24 protein-coding genes are annotated in these 20,919 nt (G+C 34.1%); 16 read left to right on the top strand and 8 right to left on the bottom strand.

Annotated features, from left to right (window positions below):
* Positions 1 to 11: 11 nt before the first annotated feature.
* The gene (locus DN392_RS24475; protein WP_088107349.1) at positions 12 to 470 is read right to left on the bottom strand and encodes a YkyB family protein; all 459 of its coding nucleotides are present in this window, start codon (positions 468 to 470) and stop codon (positions 12 to 14) included.
* 177 nt (positions 471 to 647) lie between these two features.
* On the opposite strand from DN392_RS24475, the gene ppx reads away from it, so the two are divergent.
* Entirely contained in the window at positions 648 to 2,186 is a 1,539-nt protein-coding gene (gene ppx, locus DN392_RS24470) for an exopolyphosphatase (RefSeq protein ID WP_064449206.1), read from the top strand.
* Between the two features lie 107 nt (positions 2,187 to 2,293).
* Positions 2,294 to 4,402: a polyphosphate kinase gene (locus DN392_RS24465; protein ID WP_000425559.1), complete on the top strand. Its 2,109-nt coding sequence runs from the start codon at positions 2,294 to 2,296 to the stop codon at positions 4,400 to 4,402.
* 156 nt (positions 4,403 to 4,558) lie between these two features.
* On the opposite strand, the gene DN392_RS24460 is transcribed toward DN392_RS24465, so the two are convergent.
* Together DN392_RS24460 and DN392_RS24450 are read right to left on the bottom strand one after the other, a co-directional pair.
* Positions 4,559 to 4,795 carry a hypothetical protein gene (locus DN392_RS24460; RefSeq protein ID WP_000283744.1) on the bottom strand — a complete coding sequence of 79 codons (237 nt, stop codon included), beginning with the start codon at positions 4,793 to 4,795 and terminating at the stop codon, positions 4,559 to 4,561.
* Positions 4,796 to 4,892: 97 nt separating this feature from the next.
* Entirely contained in the window at positions 4,893 to 5,750 is an 858-nt protein-coding gene (locus DN392_RS24450) for a metallophosphoesterase (RefSeq protein ID WP_000724503.1), read from the bottom strand.
* Between the two features lie 244 nt (positions 5,751 to 5,994).
* Here DN392_RS24450 and fadH point away from each other — a divergent pair, with 244 nt between their 5' ends.
* The 3 genes from fadH to DN392_RS24435 all read left to right on the top strand — a co-directional run bounded on the left by fadH (position 5,995) and on the right by DN392_RS24435 (position 8,903).
* Positions 5,995 to 6,759 (top strand): 2,4-dienoyl-CoA reductase, encoded by a 765-nt coding sequence (gene fadH / locus DN392_RS24445; RefSeq protein WP_000660912.1) that lies wholly within the window; start codon positions 5,995 to 5,997, stop codon positions 6,757 to 6,759.
* 255 nt (positions 6,760 to 7,014) lie between these two features.
* A complete protein-coding gene (locus DN392_RS24440; protein WP_000564299.1) occupies positions 7,015 to 8,232 on the top strand; it encodes an EAL domain-containing protein in 1,218 nt (405 codons plus the stop codon).
* Positions 8,233 to 8,414: 182 nt separating this feature from the next.
* The gene (locus DN392_RS24435) at positions 8,415 to 8,903 is read left to right on the top strand and encodes a DUF3993 domain-containing protein (RefSeq protein ID WP_001233813.1); all 489 of its coding nucleotides are present in this window, start codon (positions 8,415 to 8,417) and stop codon (positions 8,901 to 8,903) included.
* 116 nt (positions 8,904 to 9,019) lie between these two features.
* Here the strand turns inward: DN392_RS24435 and DN392_RS24430 are convergent, their stop codons facing one another.
* Positions 9,020 to 9,256 (bottom strand): glutaredoxin family protein, encoded by a 237-nt coding sequence (locus DN392_RS24430; RefSeq protein ID WP_001225788.1) that lies wholly within the window; start codon positions 9,254 to 9,256, stop codon positions 9,020 to 9,022.
* Between the two features lie 233 nt (positions 9,257 to 9,489).
* Here DN392_RS24430 and DN392_RS24425 point away from each other — a divergent pair, with 233 nt between their 5' ends.
* The 10 genes from DN392_RS24425 (at position 9,490) to DN392_RS24385 (ending at position 16,562) form a co-directional block, all read left to right on the top strand.
* A complete protein-coding gene (locus DN392_RS24425) occupies positions 9,490 to 9,726 on the top strand; it encodes a YkuJ family protein (RefSeq protein ID WP_000055151.1) in 237 nt (78 codons plus the stop codon).
* A 215-nt stretch (positions 9,727 to 9,941) separates the two neighbouring features.
* Positions 9,942 to 10,091 carry a hypothetical protein gene (locus tag DN392_RS30510; RefSeq protein ID WP_000440533.1) on the top strand — a complete coding sequence of 50 codons (150 nt, stop codon included), beginning with the start codon at positions 9,942 to 9,944 and terminating at the stop codon, positions 10,089 to 10,091.
* Between the two features lie 74 nt (positions 10,092 to 10,165).
* Positions 10,166 to 10,684, top strand: a complete 519-nt coding sequence (locus tag DN392_RS24420) for a ribonuclease H-like YkuK family protein (protein WP_000896654.1) — start codon at positions 10,166 to 10,168, stop codon at positions 10,682 to 10,684.
* Between the two features lie 108 nt (positions 10,685 to 10,792).
* Positions 10,793 to 10,984 (top strand): antirepressor AbbA, encoded by a 192-nt coding sequence (gene abbA / locus DN392_RS24415; RefSeq protein ID WP_000817795.1) that lies wholly within the window; start codon positions 10,793 to 10,795, stop codon positions 10,982 to 10,984.
* A 169-nt stretch (positions 10,985 to 11,153) separates the two neighbouring features.
* Entirely contained in the window at positions 11,154 to 11,597 is a 444-nt protein-coding gene (gene cbpB / locus DN392_RS24410; RefSeq protein ID WP_000623572.1) for a cyclic-di-AMP-binding protein CbpB, read from the top strand.
* Positions 11,598 to 11,738: 141 nt separating this feature from the next.
* On the top strand, positions 11,739 to 12,623 hold the full coding sequence (locus tag DN392_RS24405) for a LysR family transcriptional regulator (RefSeq protein ID WP_002008407.1): 885 nt from the start codon (positions 11,739 to 11,741) through the stop codon (positions 12,621 to 12,623).
* Between the two features lie 71 nt (positions 12,624 to 12,694).
* The gene (dapD, locus tag DN392_RS24400) at positions 12,695 to 13,417 is read left to right on the top strand and encodes a 2,3,4,5-tetrahydropyridine-2,6-dicarboxylate N-acetyltransferase (protein ID WP_000783245.1); all 723 of its coding nucleotides are present in this window, start codon (positions 12,695 to 12,697) and stop codon (positions 13,415 to 13,417) included.
* A 60-nt stretch (positions 13,418 to 13,477) separates the two neighbouring features.
* Positions 13,478 to 14,608, top strand: a complete 1,131-nt coding sequence (locus DN392_RS24395) for an N-acetyldiaminopimelate deacetylase (RefSeq protein WP_000301170.1) — start codon at positions 13,478 to 13,480, stop codon at positions 14,606 to 14,608.
* Between the two features lie 338 nt (positions 14,609 to 14,946).
* Positions 14,947 to 15,813, top strand: a complete 867-nt coding sequence (locus DN392_RS24390) for a hypothetical protein (protein WP_001167333.1) — start codon at positions 14,947 to 14,949, stop codon at positions 15,811 to 15,813.
* Positions 15,814 to 15,896: 83 nt separating this feature from the next.
* Complete coding sequence (locus DN392_RS24385; protein ID WP_000504032.1) at positions 15,897 to 16,562, top strand: potassium channel family protein; 666 nt, start codon at positions 15,897 to 15,899, stop codon at positions 16,560 to 16,562.
* Positions 16,563 to 16,600: 38 nt separating this feature from the next.
* On the opposite strand, the gene rnjA is transcribed toward DN392_RS24385, so the two are convergent.
* Positions 16,601 to 18,268, bottom strand: a complete 1,668-nt coding sequence (gene rnjA, locus DN392_RS24380) for a ribonuclease J1 (protein ID WP_000670370.1) — start codon at positions 18,266 to 18,268, stop codon at positions 16,601 to 16,603.
* A 4-nt stretch (positions 18,269 to 18,272) separates the two neighbouring features.
* On the bottom strand, positions 18,273 to 18,485 hold the full coding sequence (locus tag DN392_RS24375; RefSeq protein WP_000576445.1) for a DNA-dependent RNA polymerase subunit epsilon: 213 nt from the start codon (positions 18,483 to 18,485) through the stop codon (positions 18,273 to 18,275).
* Positions 18,486 to 19,032: 547 nt separating this feature from the next.
* Between DN392_RS24375 and DN392_RS24365 the strand changes: the two genes are divergently transcribed.
* Positions 19,033 to 19,806 (top strand): Cof-type HAD-IIB family hydrolase, encoded by a 774-nt coding sequence (locus DN392_RS24365; RefSeq protein WP_000998280.1) that lies wholly within the window; start codon positions 19,033 to 19,035, stop codon positions 19,804 to 19,806.
* Between the two features lie 59 nt (positions 19,807 to 19,865).
* Here DN392_RS24365 and def read toward each other — a convergent pair whose 3' ends face one another.
* Together def and DN392_RS24355 are read right to left on the bottom strand one after the other, a co-directional pair.
* Positions 19,866 to 20,420, bottom strand: a complete 555-nt coding sequence (gene def / locus DN392_RS24360) for a peptide deformylase (RefSeq protein ID WP_064449205.1) — start codon at positions 20,418 to 20,420, stop codon at positions 19,866 to 19,868.
* Positions 20,421 to 20,584: 164 nt separating this feature from the next.
* Positions 20,585 to 20,731 (bottom strand): YjcZ family sporulation protein, encoded by a 147-nt coding sequence (locus DN392_RS24355; RefSeq protein WP_000274561.1) that lies wholly within the window; start codon positions 20,729 to 20,731, stop codon positions 20,585 to 20,587.
* Between the last annotated feature and the right edge of the window lie 188 nt (positions 20,732 to 20,919).

The following is a 20,919-nucleotide window of genomic DNA, read 5'->3' as shown; positions in this document are numbered from 1 at the left end:
GCCAAACTGTTTTATTTTTTTGTATAAGTACGACTATACCATGGGACAGGTTCACTTAATTTTTTTTCTTGTTTCAGTGCTTCAGGACCAATATAATCTTGAAGTGTTTTTTTTGCTACTGTTAAAGATAAGGTTGTTTTCGGATTTCGATAGGAGGATTCAAGATGACCAAGATGTGGTAGGATTCGAAAATCTTCTTTGGTAGGAGGAATATGGAAAAAATAATCATCTAAACGTATAAGAACATCAGATTGTTGTTGGCTAAAACGTGGATTTCTAGAAAAATGTAATCCTTCTTTAATAGCTTTTTTTTCAGCAATTAAGCGTTCTAAAGCCGTCTTTTTTAACCAGTATAAATACTTCGGATTAGTTGCAGCTTTAGCATGACGATTCACAACGAAAATAGATTGAGCTAGTCGATTAATAGAATGTTGGTTTTGTAATTGAGATTGTGGTTGTGAAGGTTTCATATTGAATCTCCTTTCAATTTTTCATTATTATAACATAAATAAAAGAGGTTTTTATTATATGCAAAAAGTGATTGTATATATTTTCAATATTAAAGCAATATTGTTACAAAAAACAACTATTTTGTATAATAGTAATAGAATGTGCTTTAGAAATTTGATAATGAAAGAGTGAGAAGTTTGAAAGAAATATTAAAACAGCAATATGCCATTATAGATATTGGATCTAATACAATGCGTTTAGTTATTTATGAAAAGCAAAACGGAGGTTTTTATAAGGAGATTGAAAATACGAAAGTGGTTGCTCGGTTAAGGAATTACTTAATTGATGGTGTGTTGATTGAAGAAGGAATAGAGGTATTGTTACAAACATTATTTCAATTTCAAGAAAGTACGCGATTCCACCAGTTGCATCATGTACTTTGTGTTGCAACAGCAACAATTAGACAGGCTGAGAATCAAGAGGCAATTAAAAAACTGGTTGAAGGACAAACAGACTTTACTCTTAGAGTCTTATCAGAATATGAGGAAGCACGTTACGGCTATTTAGCAGTTATGAATTCAACTTCGTTCTCTGAAGGAATTACAGTAGATATTGGTGGAGGAAGTACAGAAGTTACATACTTTCGAAATAGAGAGATTCTAGAGTACCATAGCTTTCCTTTTGGAGCACTTTCTTTAAAGCAACAATTTATTAAAGAGGATATACCTACTGAAGACGAGTTGGAAAAGATTCAAACGTACTTAGAATATCAATTTCAAACATTACCATGGTTAATTGATAAGAAATTGCCTCTTATTGCAATTGGTGGTAGTGCGAGGAACTTAGTGAAAATCCATCAAAATTTAATTTGTTATCCTATAGCAGGGGTACATTTATATAAAATGAAAGAAGAAGATATTAAAAATGTGAAAGAAGAATTGGAAGCATTGTCGTTCATAGAACTTCAAAAATTGGAAGGATTGGCAAAAGATCGAGCAGATACAATTATTCCAGCAGTCGAAGTTTTTCATATGCTTGTTAATGTTATAGAGGCACCAGCATTTGTGTTAAGTAGAAAAGGGTTACGAGAAGGTGTTTTCTATGAAGAGTTGACAAAAGATTTGGGGATTTCATATTATCCGAACGTAGTCGAAGAAAGTTTGTATTTATTATCACATGAATATGAAATGGATATGGAATTTGTAATGCAGCTTATTAAACATGGAAGACTCATTTGTCAACAACTTGAAGAAACAGGGCTGATTTCTATGTCAGTAAAAGAATGGGAAGTATTCCATCAAGCAGCGAAAGTATTTAATATAGGTAAATATATAGACGAAGAAGCGAGCCGCTTACATACGTTTTATTTATTAGCGAATAAAACAATTGATGGGATGATGCATAAAGAGCGAGTTAGATTAGCGCTTATTGCGTCTTATAAATCAAAAATGTTATTCAAACAACATTTATCCCCATTTGAAGGATGGTTTGATAAAAATGAACAAAAAAAAATCCGTCTATTAGGGGCTGTTTTACAGTTTTCAGCAGCTCTGAATATAAGACAAAGATCGCTTGTTGAATCGATATCTATAACAGAAAGTAAAGAAGGATTAACATTTAAAATTGTATGTGAGCAATCGGCATTAGCGGAAAAAGTGCAAGCTGAAAAACAAAAAAAGCAGCTGGAAAGAGTGTTGAAAACGACTATTAATTTATCCTTCGAATCAAAACGTTAAGTTGTACGGATGTCTTTACAAAAAATTAACACCTTGGAATATTGTAATTTGCTAAAATAAAAGTAACTAAATTATAGTAAAAAAGTTTCAGGGGAAGTGTGAAGAGGATGGAAATGTTGATGGGGAATATAGTAAATTTAAATGATACAGCTTATTACAATAATCGAGAATTAAGTTGGTTAGCATTTAATGAACGTGTACTACAAGAAGCACAGGATGAAACAAATCCGCTCTTGGAAAGATTAAAGTTTATTAGCATTTTCAGTTCCAATTTAGATGAATTCTTTATGGTACGCGTAGCAGGATTGAAGGATCAAGTGAGTGCTGGGTTTAACCAACCAGAAAATAAGGCTGGCTTAACACCAAAAAAGCAATTAAATAAAATTGCGATAAAGGCCCATGAATTAATGACTGTACAATATGATACGTTTAAAAATTATGTGTTGCCAGCGCTGGAGTTAGAGGGGATTGAACGTTTAACATTCCACGATTTGACGAAAGAACAGAGGGAATTTATAGAAGAGTATTTTGATGAGCAGATTTTTCCAGTCTTAACACCTGTAGCTATTGATGCATATCGTCCATTTCCGATGTTATTAAATAAAAGTTTGAATTTAGCTACTCTTTTATATGATGAGAAACAAGTGGAGGAAGAAAACCGCACGAAGTTAGGAATTGTACAAGTTCCTTCATTACTTGAACGTTTCATATTTTTACCGAGTGAGGGGCAAAAGCATAAATTTATTTTATTAGAAGATGTAATTAGTGGTTTTACTCATAAATTATTTACAGGATATAAAGTATCGTCTGTTACTCGTTTCCGTATTACACGCAATGCGGATTTAACGATTCATGAAGAAGGTGCGAGGGATTTATTAAAGGTAATTGAAAAAGAATTAAAAAAGCGTAAGTGGGGAGCTGCTGTACGTTTAGAAGTTGGCAAAGAGCATATTGATGAAAGAGTATTAGCATTATTATATGAGGTGTTGGAAGTAAAAGATGAAGATGTGTATATAATGGATGGACCATTAGATTTAACATGTCTATTTTCTTTATATAAAAAACTAGCTCCTTTATATGAACATCTAGTATATCCGGCTCTTATTCCGCAACGGCCTCAAGACTTGGGGGATGCGGAAGATGTATTTGAAAAAGCAATTGAGCATGATATTTTATTACATCATCCTTTTGAATCATTTCAGCCAGTAGTTGATTTTGTCCGTGATGCGGCAGACGATCCGAATGTACTTGCAATTAAACAAACATTATATCGAGTAAGTGGGGATTCGCCGATTATTCAGGCGCTAAAGGTAGCAGCTGAAAAAGGGAAGCAAGTTACGGTATTAGTTGAATTGAAGGCAAGATTTGATGAAGAAAATAATGTGCATTGGGCTAAAGAATTAGAAAAGGCAGGCTGTCACGTTATTTACGGTGTAAGCCACTTGAAAACACATAGTAAAATTACGCTAGTTGTAAGAAGAAAAAACGGAAAAATCGAAAGGTTCGTACATCTCGGGACTGGAAATTATAATGACGCAACAGCAAAGTTATATACTGATTTCGGGTATATTACATCACGAAAAGACTTTGGGGTCGATGCAACAAATTTCTTTAATTATTTGAGTGGTTATACAACCAAGCCACATTTTCATCATTTATCGGTTGCACCATTTGATATAAGAGAGCAATTTATGGATTTAATAGATGAAGAAATCCGTTATCATAGGCAATATGGAAATGGATATATTATCGCTAAGATGAATTCATTAACAGATAAACCATTAATCAAAAAAATGTATGAAGCATCACAAGCTGGAGTAAAGGTAGAGCTCATCGTTCGAGGAACGTGTTGTTTAAGGCCTGGTATTCCAAATGTAAGTGAAAATATTCGGGTAGTTAGTGTTGTCGGGAGATATTTAGAACATAGCCGAATTTATTATTTCCATCATAATGGAGAAGAGAAAATATACTTATCTTCAGCTGACTGGATGACGCGGAATATGGAGAAGCGAGTAGAAATATCTTTCCCGATATTAGATATTGAAATGAAGGCGAGAATTAAGGCGATTTTACAACTTATATTAGCTGATAATGTGAAAACACGTGAACAGAATAAATCTGGTGAGTACTACTATGTTATTAATAGTAGTACAGAAGAAATTGATAGCCAAGTGAAGTTGTTTAAGATGGCGTATCAAAACACGGATGCTGAATAATGAGAACAAAGTAAAAAAACCTCTTTTTTTAATTTGTTCTCTACTTATTATACATTCTCTAAATAGAAGGATGCGTAGAGAGAATAGTTTTTATTATAAGCATGTTAATGGATCAGTTAAGAGAGGGAATAACATTGGTAGAATTGTTGGAGTACATTAATAATAGAATGGTTGTTGACAAGGTCCGCCATAACAAGGATAAGGTGTTGGCGGTGGGAAAGGTGGTGGATATGGTGGGTAATACGGTCTAGGACCGAAAGCTAATGCTCCACCGAGCAGTCCACCAGCAATCCCAGCTAGAAATGGAACACCAAAAAACGGAAAGAAGCGTGAGTCGCCTACTGGACCAATAGGTGCTGAACGGACTGGGATTGGTTGATAATATGGATACATGAACAAACCTCCTTTATTGGACTCATTTTTATCATATGGTAAATGAAACGTGGATGAGCGCGTACAAGAAAGGATATGTAAGAAAATAGGCGAATTATTACGAATGTTGGAGCGTAAAAATTGTAATTTCAGGTTTTGCCATAAATCGGAATGGGACGCGTGTTCTGCCAAGACCTCGATTGACATAGAGAGCTAAATCTTGAATCGTATAGAAACCTTCAACATAGTTTTTAGCAAGTGATGGGGTAATAATAGCACCTAAAAAAGGAATTTGTACTTGTCCGCCATGGCTATGACCAGAAAGTTGTAAGTTAACTGGATATTTAGCGATTTGTGGTGCAATATCTGGCTCGTGAACAAGAACAATGTTATAAGTGTTTTGCCTCGCGTGCTGTAGTGTTTCTTCTATTTTGGGTTTGCCTAGTAGTATATCATCAAGACCGAAAATTGAAATTTCACTATTATCCAGTAGACGAATTCTCTTTTCGCTATTTAGTAGTAGTTCAAATCCAGATTCACGCATGACGTGCTCGTAGTATTCCGTTCCATATCCGCCGTGATCATGGTTACCATAAATAGAAAATTTACCGAAGGGTGCTTGTATATTTTTTAAAATAGATGGAACGAAAGGAGTGTCAGTATATGTTTGATAATTATCAATGAGATCACCAGTGAAAAGAACAATGTCAGGTTTTACAGCATTAATTTTAGAAACGATTTGAGATAAATGTTGGAGAGAGAAATAGTATCCGAGATGTAAATCGCTAAATTGAAGAATCTTCATACCATGAAAACTTTTGGGTATGAGTTGTGATTTAAGTGTATGCTCTGTAAAAGAGAGTAAATGAGGCTCAATATATTTAGCGTAATAGTATCCGATGCTAGTGGTTATAAATGAATATAGACAAGTGCGCATTCCAGCTTTAAAAAAATCTCTTCTTGTAATTTTCTTCATAAAAATATGAGTATACCTATTTAACTTATATCACATGTTTTCGTTACATTTATAGGTTACTCAAATCTCCTTTCAGTTTATTTCAAATATATTTTAAATAATAAAAAAGTAGTATGGATTACGAAAAAAACGAATAAAAAGAAACCTCTTTACGTTAAAATATCAGAAAAGTTTAAAAATATAAAGATTTCTATCAAATAAAATGATAAAATGAATGTGTATTCATTTTTGGGAGGGGATGTATGTGAAAGAAAAGGTAGTTATTATAACAGGTGGATCGAGCGGAATGGGAAAAGGAATGGCGACCCGTTTTGCAAAAGAAGGGGCAAGAGTTGTTATTACAGGACGTACAAAGGAAAAACTAGAGGAAACAAAGTTGGAAATTGAACAATTTCCGGGGCAAGTATTACCCGTACAAATGGATGTAAGAAATACTGATGACATTCAGAAAATGATTGAAGAGATTGATGAGAAGTTTGGTCGAATTGATGTTTTAATAAACAATGCAGCTGGAAACTTTATTTGTCCAGCAGAAGATTTATCCGTGAATGGCTGGAATTCAGTCATTAATATTGTATTAAACGGTACATTTTACTGCAGCCATGCTGTCGGAAAATATTGGATTGAAAAAGGTATAAAAGGGAATATCATTAACATGGTAGCAACATATGCATGGGATGCAGGTCCGGGAGTTATTCATTCGGCTGCAGCGAAGGCTGGAGTATTAGCAATGACGAAGACACTCGCTGTTGAGTGGGGCCGTAAATATGGAATACGAGTTAACGCTATCGCGCCAGGACCAATTGAACGTACGGGCGGTGCTGATAAATTATGGATTTCAGAAGAAATGGCTAAGCGTACGATACAAAGTGTTCCGCTTGGAAGACTGGGCACGCCAGAAGAAATTGCAGGTCTAGCTTATTATTTATGTTCAGATGAAGCTGCGTACATAAATGGAACTTGCATGACAATGGATGGAGGACAACATTTACATCAATATCCATTTTAAAAGGGATAAGAAAATGAATGTTTGATTCATATTCTTACGGTTAAATGTGACGGAATTGTGACATGTGAAAGAAAAGTGTTTACAAGAGGTCATATATACGTTATATTTAAGACCTCTTTTTTCTTCATAGTAGAATTGCTAATTCCCCTTAGCATTTTACCCCTCTAATCCCTTCAGGAAAACTGAAGGGATTTTTTATTATTTTTCCGTAAATATCATGTTATAATTTTTGAAAAGTAAAGGGAGGGAAGCACATTGATAGATGCATTAGATGTAATGAGTAACTTGGATAAAGTCCTTCCTTATTATCAAGCTATTTTTAGTGCTGATGAGCATACTGTAATTGGATATGAAGTAGTAGGACGTATTCAAACAGAAGAGGGCATACAAAGTTTAGCTTCTTTCTTTCATGATGATTCTATTCCGAGTGAGTTTCAACTGGAAGCGGATAACATTATAGTAGAAAAGGCTTTAAATCGTTATTTAGAAAGTGATCAAAAACTATTATTATTTATACATCGGAATGCTAACGTATTAATGAACGATGATGATGAAAGTTTACTTCAACTTTTATTGATGTATGAAGAGCAAGGTTTAAATTTGAAACACATTGTTTTAGAAATTACAGAACATGAATGTAAAGAAGATATAGAGCAATTTAATCATTTGCTTATGTATTATCGTACATATGGTATTCAAATTTCGATTAATAAAGTCGGAACGGGTACAAGTAATTTAGAACGTATTAGCGTGTTAGCACCGGATATTTTAAAAGTAGATTTAACAAACTTAAGGCAAACTGCACTTTTACAATCTTATCAAGATATTTTATATTCTTTATCATTACTTGCTAGAAGAATTGGTGCAACATTGTTATATGAAGAAATAGATGCTTTTTATCAACTACAATATGCTTGGAAAAACGGTGGTAGATATTATCAAGGGAATTATTTGAAAGAGTGCTTACCTGATTTTATTGAAACGAATGTTTTGAAAGAACGACTTGGTAATGAGTGTCATCAATTTATTCAACATGAGAAGAAGAAATTACAAAAAATTTATAATTTAACAGAACTGTTACGTGATCGAATTGGTGATGTTCTAGCCAAACAGAAAAAGAATGAAGATATAAATGATTGGTTATTACAATTTAGCCAAAGTGTATCACAGTGTAGTTTCCGCATATTTATTTGTAACGAAGATGGTTTCCAACAATCAGGAAACGTTATGAAAAAAGATGGGGAATGGATTGTGATGCCTGAGTATTATATGAAGAACTGGAGTTGGCGTCCGTATTTTCTAGAAAATATTATGAAAATGCGTTTTGAGAATAAGGCAAGACTTTCAGATTTATATGCTGATATTGAAACCGGTGAGATGGTACGGACATTTTCCTTCCCAATTGATGATGAAAACTTTTTATTTATAGATTTATCGTATGAATATTTATATGAAGAAGATGTTTTATTTTAATGCACGAAGAGATTCGTGCATTTTTTGTTTGTTTTTATCATAAATTGGTAATAGTGAAAATGGTGATGAAAATGCTGTCTATCGTTGTAAAGATTTTACGAACGAAACCACCCCTGTCTTTGCATAATCATTGTTACAATGAATACTACAAAGACAAGTTTTCTTAAAAGGAAGGTGAAAAAATGAGGAAATATGGAATATGGTTAGTTCTATTTGTATGCGTTGCCTTTCTAGTTGGTTATAGTGTCACAACTGTTTTAGGAAAAGAGGAAGTGAAAGTCGATCGGGAAGAAGTGTTTACAACGATACAAAAGGGCTATGAAACCCAATTTTCAATTCGTGGGAAGCATTTGCCGATGAATAAGATGATAGAAACGTTATCACCATATTTTACAGAGAATTTCCTTCAAGTATTTACAGATGAAAATAGTAGAAGTGATAAACAAAGTGGTGAATATTTACTTCCAGCAAAAGAAGCGCCGTTTTCTTTTCATTCAGAAACGAAAATGTCATATGATGAAGAACATAAAATTTTATATGTATATGAGCGGGCGAAAAGTGGACAATATCAAATTGTAACATTGCAAAGAGATCAAGGAAAATGGAAATTGGCCGGATATCATGAAAGCCAAGAACTTTTAACTGAAATAAAACGATTACAACAATTATAAAGTGAAACTGTAATCGGTGGGGATGTTCATCTCTCACTGATTAATAGCTCGCACCAATAGGGCTATTACTGCCCACAAATAGTGGGATAAAAATAAGAATAGGTCTTTACCTATTCTTATTCAATATTGAGTAGCTGTTGTAATTTTTCAATTTGAAAACCAGCAACAACTTCTCCATCAATTACAACTGTTGGAGTTGAATACGAATCATAGTCGTATAAAAGACGATTGCGTGCAGCAGCGTCTTTTTTCACGTCAAATTCTTCATATACAACGTTATTATGCTTTAAAAATTCTTTCACAATGACACATGGCGGACAATCAGGTTGTGTGTAAACCTCAATTTTTCTCATTGTAATTCCTCCTTTTTTCTGTTTTTTATTATATTCTTCCAGTATAAAAATCGCAATAAAGAAGGGAAAAGATGTTCTTTCTGTTTTTTCCTTCGCATTTCGACAAATTTTTAGTTGAGTTTCTGGCCAATAACCTTTATCCTAGACTGTGGAACATTTTTTCTGTTATGACGGATAGAATGAGTATAGCTGTAAAACCTATTGGTAGGAAGATCAGAGAAAGGAGAGATTTCATGTCTCTACTCCAAGGAATTTTAACTCGACTTGTTAGTCTACAAGAACAAGCTGAAAGCGGTGAAGTAGCACAACGCTATTTTGAAGTGAACGGTGAGCGCAAATGTAGCGTGAAATTTTTCGATAAAAGTGAAATGTATGAGTTAGAAGTGTATCAACAAGGTGAAAAACCTCAAGTGTATCAATTCGATAATATCGATATGGTTGCAATTGAGATTTACGATATCATTTCTTGATACATATAAAAAAGGTGTTGCCATATGGCAACACCTTTTTTAGTTCTATTACTTTTTAGCATATAGGTATAGGGAGTTTTCATTTTTCCTACAATGGTAATAAAGTGAAATTGTAATCAGTGGGGCTTCTTCGTCCTATACTGAATATTAGTCATCACCAATTGGTTGTTTACAGATAGCAAAAGCGAGATAAAAATAACGAGGAGGTGTGTTGTATGGAACGTTTACCAGTTGTGATTTGTCCTAAATGTCATAATTCTGCTGAGATTATTCATGTATTAACAGCTCAATCGAATCAAAATGTAATTTATACGTGCCAAGTTTGCCATTATGTAATTCGAAATATTGAAACGAATAAAGGATAGGAAGTTATAATTTTTATTTTTGTCCCATACAATGAGAATACGAAAAGTCTGTCTAATTGAAAGGACGTGACTATGTGGCCGGTGAACATACATTTTATAATGTTTCAGAGAGACATTTAAATTTTGATATGGTCTTTAGCCGTATTTGTAGTTTCATTGAAAAGGATCCACGAAATTTATATCGCTTATCCATTGGGACAGACTCACAAGCACATCAAAAGGATACGAGGTTTATTACGGCAATTCATATTCATCGCGTTGGAAAAGGTGCCTGGGGGTGTTTACACCATAAATCAGTGAAAGATAAGCCAGCAACTTTACGTGAGAAAATATATTTAGAAACGCAGTTTAGCCAAGAGATCGCATGCCTATTTACTCCAAATCATATACAAACAATATGGGATTTATTGCATCCATATGCTCAAGATGGGGCTGGATTTATAATGGAAATTCACTTGGATATCGGAAATGATGGTTTAACAAAAGAATTTATTCTAGATATGACAGCGAAAATTCAAGCGATGGGATTAACTGCAAAAATTAAGCCAGATGCTTATGCGGCGTTTAGTTATGCAAATCGATATACGAAATAAAAAACAATTTTTATATATCCTTCACTAAAAACTGAATATTACATCTATTAAATAGGTTGGAAATTATATATAATAAGAGTAACGATGCGAGTATAAGGAGAGGGGTATATGAAAAGGGAATTTGTTTTAACAGAAGAAGAAGAGAGTTTATTACTAGATATTCTATTTCAGCAAAATTATGCGAGTGAAATTTTATCTGTGGAAATTACAGATATTGAGAATGGCTTAAAACAGACAGATGTGACACAATATAAAAAAATCACAAGGTTATTTTACAGATTAAAAAATAAGGGGTATTAAGCGCTACCGGGATGGTAGTCTTTTTTTTGTGTTGTATGCTAAAATAGCTGTGTAATTTTGTTTTTATTGAAATAAAGTAAGGACAAAATAATAATATGAAAACGCTGTCATAAAATGTGAATAGAGTCGATGATTAAAAGTAGGAAAAAGGGAAAATGGGGGATGTAATATGATTAGTATTCCGAAAGACGAGTTTCAACAAATTTTTGTGAAAGATTTAATGATTTCATCAGAAAAAGTAGCACATGTCCAAATGGGGAATGGTTTAGAGCATGCTTTACTCGTTCTTGTGAAATCTGGATATTCGGCGATACCTGTTTTGGACCCGATGTATAAATTGCATGGGTTAATTAGTACTGCTATGATTTTAGATGGTATGTTAGGGTTAGAACGTATTGAGTTTGAAAGACTTGACGAAATGAAAGTAGAACAGGTGATGAAGGAAGACATTCCGGTTCTTAAGTTAGAAGATTCGTTTGCAAAAGCTTTAGAAATGACAATTGATCATCCTTTTATTTGCGCTGTCAATGAAGATGGGTATTTTGAGGGGATTTTAACACGTCGGGCTATTTTAAAATTGTTGAATAAAAAAGTAAGGCAACATAATCGATAATGTGAGAAAAGTGACTTCATAGAAGCGGAGAAGTCACTTTTTTTCGTGCATATCAGTTGTGTATGTATTATATTTAAAAAGATAAAAAATATAAGAGTATATAGTTAAATTAAGGATGAAAAGCTTATTGAGATAAGGTGTATGGAAGCTAAGGAAAGAGGGAGAAAGTTGCAAATTGATGATTTTCAAATGATGGTTGTGTTAGCTCAGGAATCGAATATGAGAAAAGCGGCGGAACGTTTATTTGTTTCACAACCTGCGCTTAGTCAACGATTACAATCTATGGAGAAACAATGGGGAATGAAGTTTTTTATTCGCTCACAAAAAGGATTGACAATTACACCTGAAGGGGAAAAAGTCGCAAATTATGCAAAAGAAATGCTACAAAAGGAAGAGGATATTAAAAGTGAGCTAGCTGTTTTTAGAACAGAAACTCACGGAACATTAAAAATAGCTGTTGCATCAGTTATTGGTCAATATTGGCTTCCTCCTGTTTTGAAGAAGTTTGTACATAAATACCCTTCTGTGAAAATATCGCTGTTTACTGGCTGGAGTAGTGAAGTGCAAAAGCAATTTTATGAAGGAGACGTTCATGTTGCTATATTGAGAGGAACACAAGAATATAAAGGTCAGAAGCAACAATTATTTGAAGATGAACTTTATTTAGTGGATAAAGAAATAAAAGATATTACGATGTTAAAAGAAACAAATAGACCTTTTATTCAATTTAAAAGTGATTCGACTTATTATGGACAAATACAAAATTGGTGGTATGGTTTATTTTCTAATCCACCTAAGAGAACAATTGTGGTTGATCAAATTGAGACTTGCAAACAACTCGTTTTAAATGGTATAGGTTATGCTCTTTTACCTTCTACTGTTTTAAAAGAAGTACAGGAAAATATGTATAAAACACCTGTTCAATTAACGAGAGAAACATGGTTATTGACGAGTGAATCGGCCAGACAATTGAAGCAAGTAAGGGCATTTTTAGAAATTATAGAAGAAATTCAAATGGAAAAATAGGATTATTATCTTGCTACTCGCTCTATCGTTTGGTAGAGTAACATTATAAATGGATTTAGGAGGCAACAAGAATGAAAATGATGGACGCTAACGAAATTATTTCGTTTATTCAAAAAAGTGAAAAGAAAACTCCTGTAAAGGTATACATAAAAGGGGATTTAAAAGAAGTAACATTCCCTGAAACGGTACAAGCATTTGTAAATAAAAAGTCTGGTGTATTATTTGGAGAATGGTCTGAAATTAAGACAATTCTTGATGAAAATAGCAAGCACATTGTTGATTACGTTGTTGAAAATGACCGTCGTAATTCTGCAATTCCAATGCTTGATTTAAAAGGTATTAAAGCTCGTATTGAGCCAGGCGCGATTATTCGTGATCACGTTGAAATCGGCGACAACGCTGTTATTATGATGAATGCAACAATTAATATCGGTGCTGTAATTGGTGAAGGTACTATGATTGACATGAACGCGGTACTTGGTGGACGTGCAACTGTTGGTAAGAACTGTCACGTAGGTGCAGGTGCAGTACTTGCAGGTGTTATTGAGCCGCCTTCAGCAAAACCAGTTATCGTTGAAGATGATGTTGTAATTGGTGCAAACGTAGTTGTGTTAGAGGGAGTTACAGTAGGTAAGGGTGCAGTTGTAGCAGCAGGAGCTGTTGTAACAGAAGATGTACCTCCATATACAGTTGTTGCCGGTACTCCAGCACGTGTAATTAAAGAGATTGATGAGAAGACAAAAGCAAAAACTGAAATTAAACAAGAGCTTCGTCAATTAAACCCAGAGAAATAAACACAAAAAAGCGTAAGAGCATAACAGGCTCTTGCGCTTTTTATAGATAGAGGTGCAAAAATGGCAGTAAGCAAATTCGTTCAAATTCGTAGAGACTTACACAAAATACCGGAAATTGGATTTAAAGAGTGGAAAACACAACAGTATATTTTAGATTACATAGGAACGCTTTCGAATGAATATGTGGAAGTGAAAGTATGGAAAACGGGTGTCATTGTTAAAGTAAATGGAAAAAATCCAGAAAAAATTATCGGTTATCGCGCAGATATAGACGGTTTACCAATTACCGAAGAAACTGGATATGAGTTTGCTTCTATTCATGAAGGAATGATGCATGCATGTGGACACGATTTGCATACAACAATCGGTTTAGGCCTTCTAACAGCAGCTGTAACAGAAAGAATAGATGATGACCTTGTGTTTCTATTCCAACCAGCTGAAGAAGGGCCAGGAGGGGCTCTTCCTATGTTAGAGAGTGAAGAGTTAAAAGAATGGAAGCCAAATATAATTCTTGGTCTTCATATTGCACCTGAATACGCTGTAGGAACAATTGCCACAAAAGAGGGGCTATTATTTGCAAATACATCAGAGTTATATGTTGATTTGAAAGGGAAAGGTGGACATGCAGCCTACCCGCATACTGCAAATGATATGATTGTAGCAGCAAGTCACCTTGTTACACAACTTCAATCCGTTATTAGTCGTAATGTGAATCCTCTTGATAGTGCAGTGATTACAATCGGAAAAATAACAGGTGGTACAGTTCAAAATATCATAGCAGAAAAGTCTCGGTTAGAAGGAACGATCCGAACGTTATCAGTGGAATCAATGAGGCGTGTTAAAAGTAGGATTGAGGCAATTGTTGCAGGTATAGAAGCTTCCTTCCAATGTGAAGCTATTATTGACTATGGAGCGATGTATCATCAAGTATATAACCATGAAGTATTAACGAGAGAGTTTATGCAGTTTGTAAGTGAACAAACTGATATGAATGTAATTACATGTACTGAGGCAATGACAGGGGAAGATTTTGGTTATATGCTTCAAGAGATTCCTGGATTTATGTTTTGGCTTGGTGTAAATTCAGAATATGGTTTACACCATGCAAAATTAAAACCAGATGAAGAGGTTATTGAGAAAGCTATCGCATTTTTAGATCAATATGTAAAGTGGAAAGGAACTAGAAAGTAAACTCGCTCGCCAACTTTGCAAAAACTTACAGTGGGTACTTATTAGTTCCAAGACGAAAACATCTTTCATATTTGTTTTGGATACACATTGGCATACAAATGGATAAAGTAATGAGCAGCGGTTTTGAGCCGCTGCTCATTATTCATTATTCATTATTCATTATTCATTATTCATTATTCATTATTCATTATTCATTATTCATTATTCATTATTCATTATTCATTATTCATTATCGCTTATTGAGAAGATGATTAGTTAACTAGCTTATATATGTTTACATTTCGTGTAGAAAGTGTGTAAAATCAAGGTGAAACATAGAAAAAAGGGTGGGGAATTACGTGCAAATTAGCAGTGCAATGTTGTGTTTCGTCTTATATGCGTATGTTATTATTGCGGCGGTGTATTTTGGGATAAGTTTTTATGCCTACCGTTTAGTAGATAATCATGAATATGACGAAACTTATAGATGGGTGAAAAGATATTTATCACCTGTATTAGAAATTATGAATGGGTTTGTGCTCTTTTTATTTATTGGATTAATTGCTTTCTCGACGAGTTTAGTAGGGAATAAAACGACATTATTTGTACTAGGTATCATTATTTTTATGTTGTTAGGGATACGGATTGGTAACACAGTGTTTTGGAATGAAAGAAAAGTAGATGGTTGGACTGGAATGTTAATCCCGTGTATGTTAGCGGCTATCGTGACAAACATAGAGCATGAGTATTATCAATTACATTTTTGGCTTATTATCGTTTTAACAATTCTTTCAGTTTTGTACATAAGTACGGTAGTACTCACATACATTGCACATGAAAAAGGTGATGTTAAAGGAACACGCTTCTTTAGAGGGCGAGCATTATTTTGGAGTGTGCCAACGATGGCTGTTATAGGAATTATTGCGATATTAGTAAATGGGTATCAATTTACTAATTGGCAACTGTTTTTAGAAAATTGGTGGATTTTCATCATTTCGTTTATCGCTTTTTTAGGTGCAACACATTATTTATTCCATCAACATCATTATATATTGGCATTGCTATTCGCATTTACACAACTATTATTTGCTTTCTTCGGACAAGAAACGTTATTATTCGTTTTTGAAACATTTAGTTCATTTGGAAATATATTTGTATTTGGTATGTTAATTTTCAGTATCGCATTTTATTTACAACAGTATTTTTATATGCAAAAACAAAAATAAGAATGATATACAGGTTTTTGTAGCAAATCTAAAGTATGTTACAATAAAAATACATAGTATTCGATGTTATTGGAGGAATCCCTGTGGGTGAAAAAGAGAAAGAATTTGCTGTCATTGGGCTTGGACGTTTTGGTGGAAGCATTTGCCGAGAACTCGCTCAATTAGGTATGGAAGTAATGGCAATTGATTCAGATGAGGATAAAATTAATGAGTTTGCAAATATAGCTTCACATGCTGTAATTGCAGATTCAACAGATGAGATGGTATTAAAAAGTCTTGGTATTCGTAATTTTGATCATGTAGTCGTTGCTATTGGAGATAATTTAAATTCAAGTATTTTAACAACATTAATTTTGAAAGAATTAGGTGTAAAAAATATTACTGTAAAAGCTCAAAATGATTACCATGAAAAAGTGTTAAGTAAAATAGGGGCAGACCACATTGTGCATCCTGAGCGTGATATGGGAAAAAGGATTGCTAATAATATTGCATCAAGTAATGTATTAGACTATCTTGAGCTTTCAGATGAGCATAGTATTGTAGAGATTATTGCAAATAAAAAAATTGATGGTCATTCTTTAATCGAATTAGATATTCGTGCGAAGTTTGGATTGAATATTGTAGCGATTAAACGTGGTAAAGAAGTTATTGTATCTCCTCGAGCTACGGAAAATATTCAAGCGGGAGATATATTAATTGTAATTGGTCATGACGATGAAGTAGATCGTTTTAAACACTTTTTAAGATAAGAAAAAAGGACAATACCACGAAGGTATTGTCCTTTTTCTTATATTTCCATAATGATTGGTAAAATCATTGGGCGACGTTTTGTTTTCTCATATAGGAATGGTGCTAATGTATCTGTAATTTCATTTTTAATTTCAGACCATTGTGTTGTTTTACGCTCCATTACTTTTTCTAAATGAGTTGTAATTAATGTTTGAGCATCATTAATTAAATCACTACTTTCGCGCATATACACGAAACCACGTGAGATAATATCAGGTCCTGCTGCAACTTTAAACTCTTTCATATCAATGCTTACAACTACAATAACAAGTCCTTCTTCAGAAAGAATACGACGATCGCGTAATACGATATTACCGATATCTCCAATACCATTTCCGTCAATATAGACAGATCCAGATGGTATTTTACCAGCTACGCTTGCTTCATCAGAACGAAGAGCAAGAACATCTCCATTATCCATGATGAAACAGTTTTCTTCTGGAATACCACAATCGTTTGCTAACTTCATATGCATACGTTGCATGCGATATTCACCATGAATTGGCATGAAATACTTCGGTTTAATTAGACGAAGCATTAGTTTTTGTTCTTCTTGTCCACCGTGTCCACTCGTATGAATGTTTGACAGTTTCCCGTGGATTACATCAGCACCAGCACGATACAACATGTTAATTGTACGGCTTACACTAATTGTATTACCAGGGATTGGTGAAGAAGAGAAAACAACTGTGTCGCCAGGAATGATTTGAATTTGACGATGAGTACCATTAGCAATACGTGAAAGTGCTGCCATTGGCTCACCTTGACTACCTGTACATAAAATAACAACTTTATTAGCCGGTAGGCGGTTTAGTTGAGCTGTATCTATGAATGTATCCTTCGGACAGCGAATATAACCAAGGTTTTGTCCGATTTCAATCGCCGCTTCCATACTGCGACCGAACACAGCCACTTTACGATTGTTTTCAACAGCCGCTTCAACAACTTGTTGTAGACGATGGATATTTGATGCAAAGGTTGCAAAGATAATACGACCTTCTACTTTGCGGAAAATATCTTGAATACTATCACCAACACGGCGCTCAGACATTGTAAAGTTTGGAACTTCACTGTTTGTACTGTCAGATAAGAGACAAAGTACGCCGTCTTTTCCGATTTCAGCCATTTTTGTTAAGTCCGCTGGTTCACCGACTGGTGTGAAATCAAATTTGAAATCGCCAGTATGAACAACTTGTCCTTGAGGTGTTTTCACAACAACTCCGTATGAATCTGGGATACTGTGAGTTGTACGGAAGAAGGAAACAGATGTCTTTTTAAATTTAATAACATCATCTTCTTGAATTTCATAAAGTTTTGCTTTACGAAGTAATCCGTGCTCTTCTAATTTGTTTTTGATTAGTGCAATTGCTAATTTTCCGCCATAAATCGGGATGTTTACTTGACGTAATAAGTAAGGAATTCCACCGATATGATCTTCGTGACCATGTGTAATGAATAATCCTTTAATTTTATCTTCGTTTCGCACAAAATAAGTGTAATCTGGTATTACATAATCGATTCCGAGGAGTTCGTCTTCTGGAAATTTAATTCCAGCATCAATAATAATAATTTCATCTTGAAATTGAACAGCATATGTATTTTTACCGATTTCACCAAGTCCACCTAAAGCAAAAACGGCTGCTTGATCATTCTTTAGAAATTTCATATGACTATACGATTTCCGCTAATGTTAAATCAGCGTTTTCTTTTTCATATTCAAGATGAGCACCAGTAACAGACTGAACGAACTCGATATTATATGCGAACTTATTTAATTTCTTACGAACATCCTTTTCAGACGTAGCCTCTAAATATAAAACTTTTGTATTTTCACGTACTGGAACCTCAGTCAATTTTACTTGATAAAATACTTTAAAAATCATTTGGAAAACCTCTCCTTGTCTATGTTTTGCATTATCTGTTACTTATTATAAAGCAAACAGTCACGATTTTCATGTTTTTTCGAATGAGAATGAAGAAAAAGCCCGAAATGGGCACAATTTAAGCGATTGTCTTTTTACGGACTAGATCTTTTAAATAACGCTTGAGCTTTTTCTTCAGCTTCTTCAGCATGATTACTCCTTCCTTTCCTTATTTTAAACATGCATATTACTAGTGAAAACTCCGTCTCTGATATAAGAAAGAAGACAAAAGTGAATGTTGAATCTTGTCCTTTCTCATACAGGGAAAGTTATTCTATAGTAACGATTAGTAGCCGTTAGTTATAGGTATAGTATGAGAAAGAATAGAAAAGAAAATTCATACGAACAAGTATCCACATTTTTTACTAATATATATATGCAGGTTTCATAAATAAGGTCAGAAAGTGAACGCTTTCTTCACAGATGTTTAATATGTTATACTTTTTTTTAGAATTTGAAAAGTGATAATCAAAATAGGAATATAGAGTAACGGAAAGGATTTTGACAAATGAATGATAAAATTGTCTTTTTTGATATTGATGGAACATTATTAGATCACGATAAGAAGATTCCGCAATCTACACGAGATGCAGTAAGACATTTACAAGAAAAAGGTGTGCATGTAGCAATTGCGACAGGACGTGCGCCATTTATGTTTGAAGATATTCGTGAGGAACTCAATATACATAATTATGTTAGCTTTAATGGACAGTACGTTGTATTTGAAGATGAGGTAATATTTAATAACCCGTTACATCCAGCTGCCTTACATAAGTTTACTCAGTTTGCAAAACAAGAAGGATATCCACTTGTATATCTGGATCATCAAGAAATGAGAGCATCAGTAGAATATCATGATTATGTGAAAGAAGGTTTTGGAAGCTTAAACTTTGAACATCCGGCATATGAACCTGATTTCTATGAGAAACGTAATATTTATCAAACACTTCTTTTCTGTGAAGTGAATGAAGAAGAAAAGTTTATTAATCATTACCCAGACTTTCATTTTATTCGCTGGCATGCATATTCAATGGATATTATTCCGAATGGTGGTTCGAAGGCAAAAGGAATTGAGAAATTTATTGAAAAATTAGGATTTAACCGTGAACAAGTGTATGCATTTGGAGATGGCTTAAATGATTTAGAAATGATCGAAGCAGTTGGGACAGGTATTGTGATGGGGAATGGTCACGAAGACTTGAAAAAACTTGCAAATCATGTGACAAAGGATGTTAGTGAAGACGGCATATATCATGGCTTAAAATGGGCTGGATTGCTATAAGTGAATATGGAACCCATTTCATATAAAAAAGGCGGAAGATTAACTCCCGCCTTTTTTTATTATCGCTCTAGAGGTTTTGAATCGTCAGGAGCAGCAAATGGATTTTCTTTATTAATGTGGTCATAGAACATAACACCATTTAAATGGTCAATCTCATGCTGAAATACAATTGCTGGTAAACCTTTTAAACGTAATTTTACTTCTTCGCCGTTGATAGATGTTGCTTTCACTGTAATTCTTGTGTAACGAGGGACATAACCAGGTACTTCGCGGTCTACTGATAGACAGCCTTCCCCGCTTTGTAAATATGTACGTTCAACAGAATGACTAATGATTTTGGGGTTGAATAATGCATGACTATATAACGTACCGTCAGTATCAGTTACATGAACCGCAATCATTTTCTTTGAAATACCGATTTGTGGAGCTGCTAATCCGATTCCAGGGCGTAAACTATATTTTTCAGCCATTTCAGAATCTTGGCTATTTATTACAAATTCAATCATTTCTTTAAGGGTAGTTGTATCTTCTTCGCTCGCCGGTATTGATACCTCTTCTGCAACGTTTCGCAAAATAGGATCTCCTTCGCGAATTACATCTTTCATTGTAAGCATATGTAATCTCTCCTTTCTTCTTTAGTCTACCAAAGGAGATGGAAAAAGTCATCGACAAGTAGGGAAGCGCTTTGGAAAGCGTTCTACTATAGAATATTTATGTATGTAATAAAAAGAAAAGACGGCAAAGCCGTCTGTTTCTTCCATAGTTGTTTCATTTTACATTAGCGAATGCAAGCAGCACCAACGATAATTAAAAGAATAAACAACACAACGATTAAGGCGAAGCCGCGTCCAGACCCGCCACAAGAACCGCCATAACCGTAGGAAGGATTTGAACAAGTTGGATAGCAATATGAGTATCCGTACATGAGATGACCTCCTTTATCATTTCCCGCTAACACTGCGGTTACTATAATGTATGGAGGGAAGGATAGAAATGTATGGGTAATTACCTATAAAAGGAAGAAGAGTTTGTATATTTTTGCTAAGAAGAGAGAAAAACTAAAGAGAATTAAATCGTTTACATATTATTCTAAGAGAAAAAATAAGTTGAAAA

This window comes from Bacillus sp. BB51/4 (assembly GCF_008368845.1).
Lineage (GTDB): Bacteria > Bacillota > Bacilli > Bacillales > Bacillaceae_G > Bacillus_A > Bacillus_A wiedmannii.
Note: the sequence above shows the minus strand (reverse complement) of the source record. Positions and strands in the feature narration are given on the sequence as shown.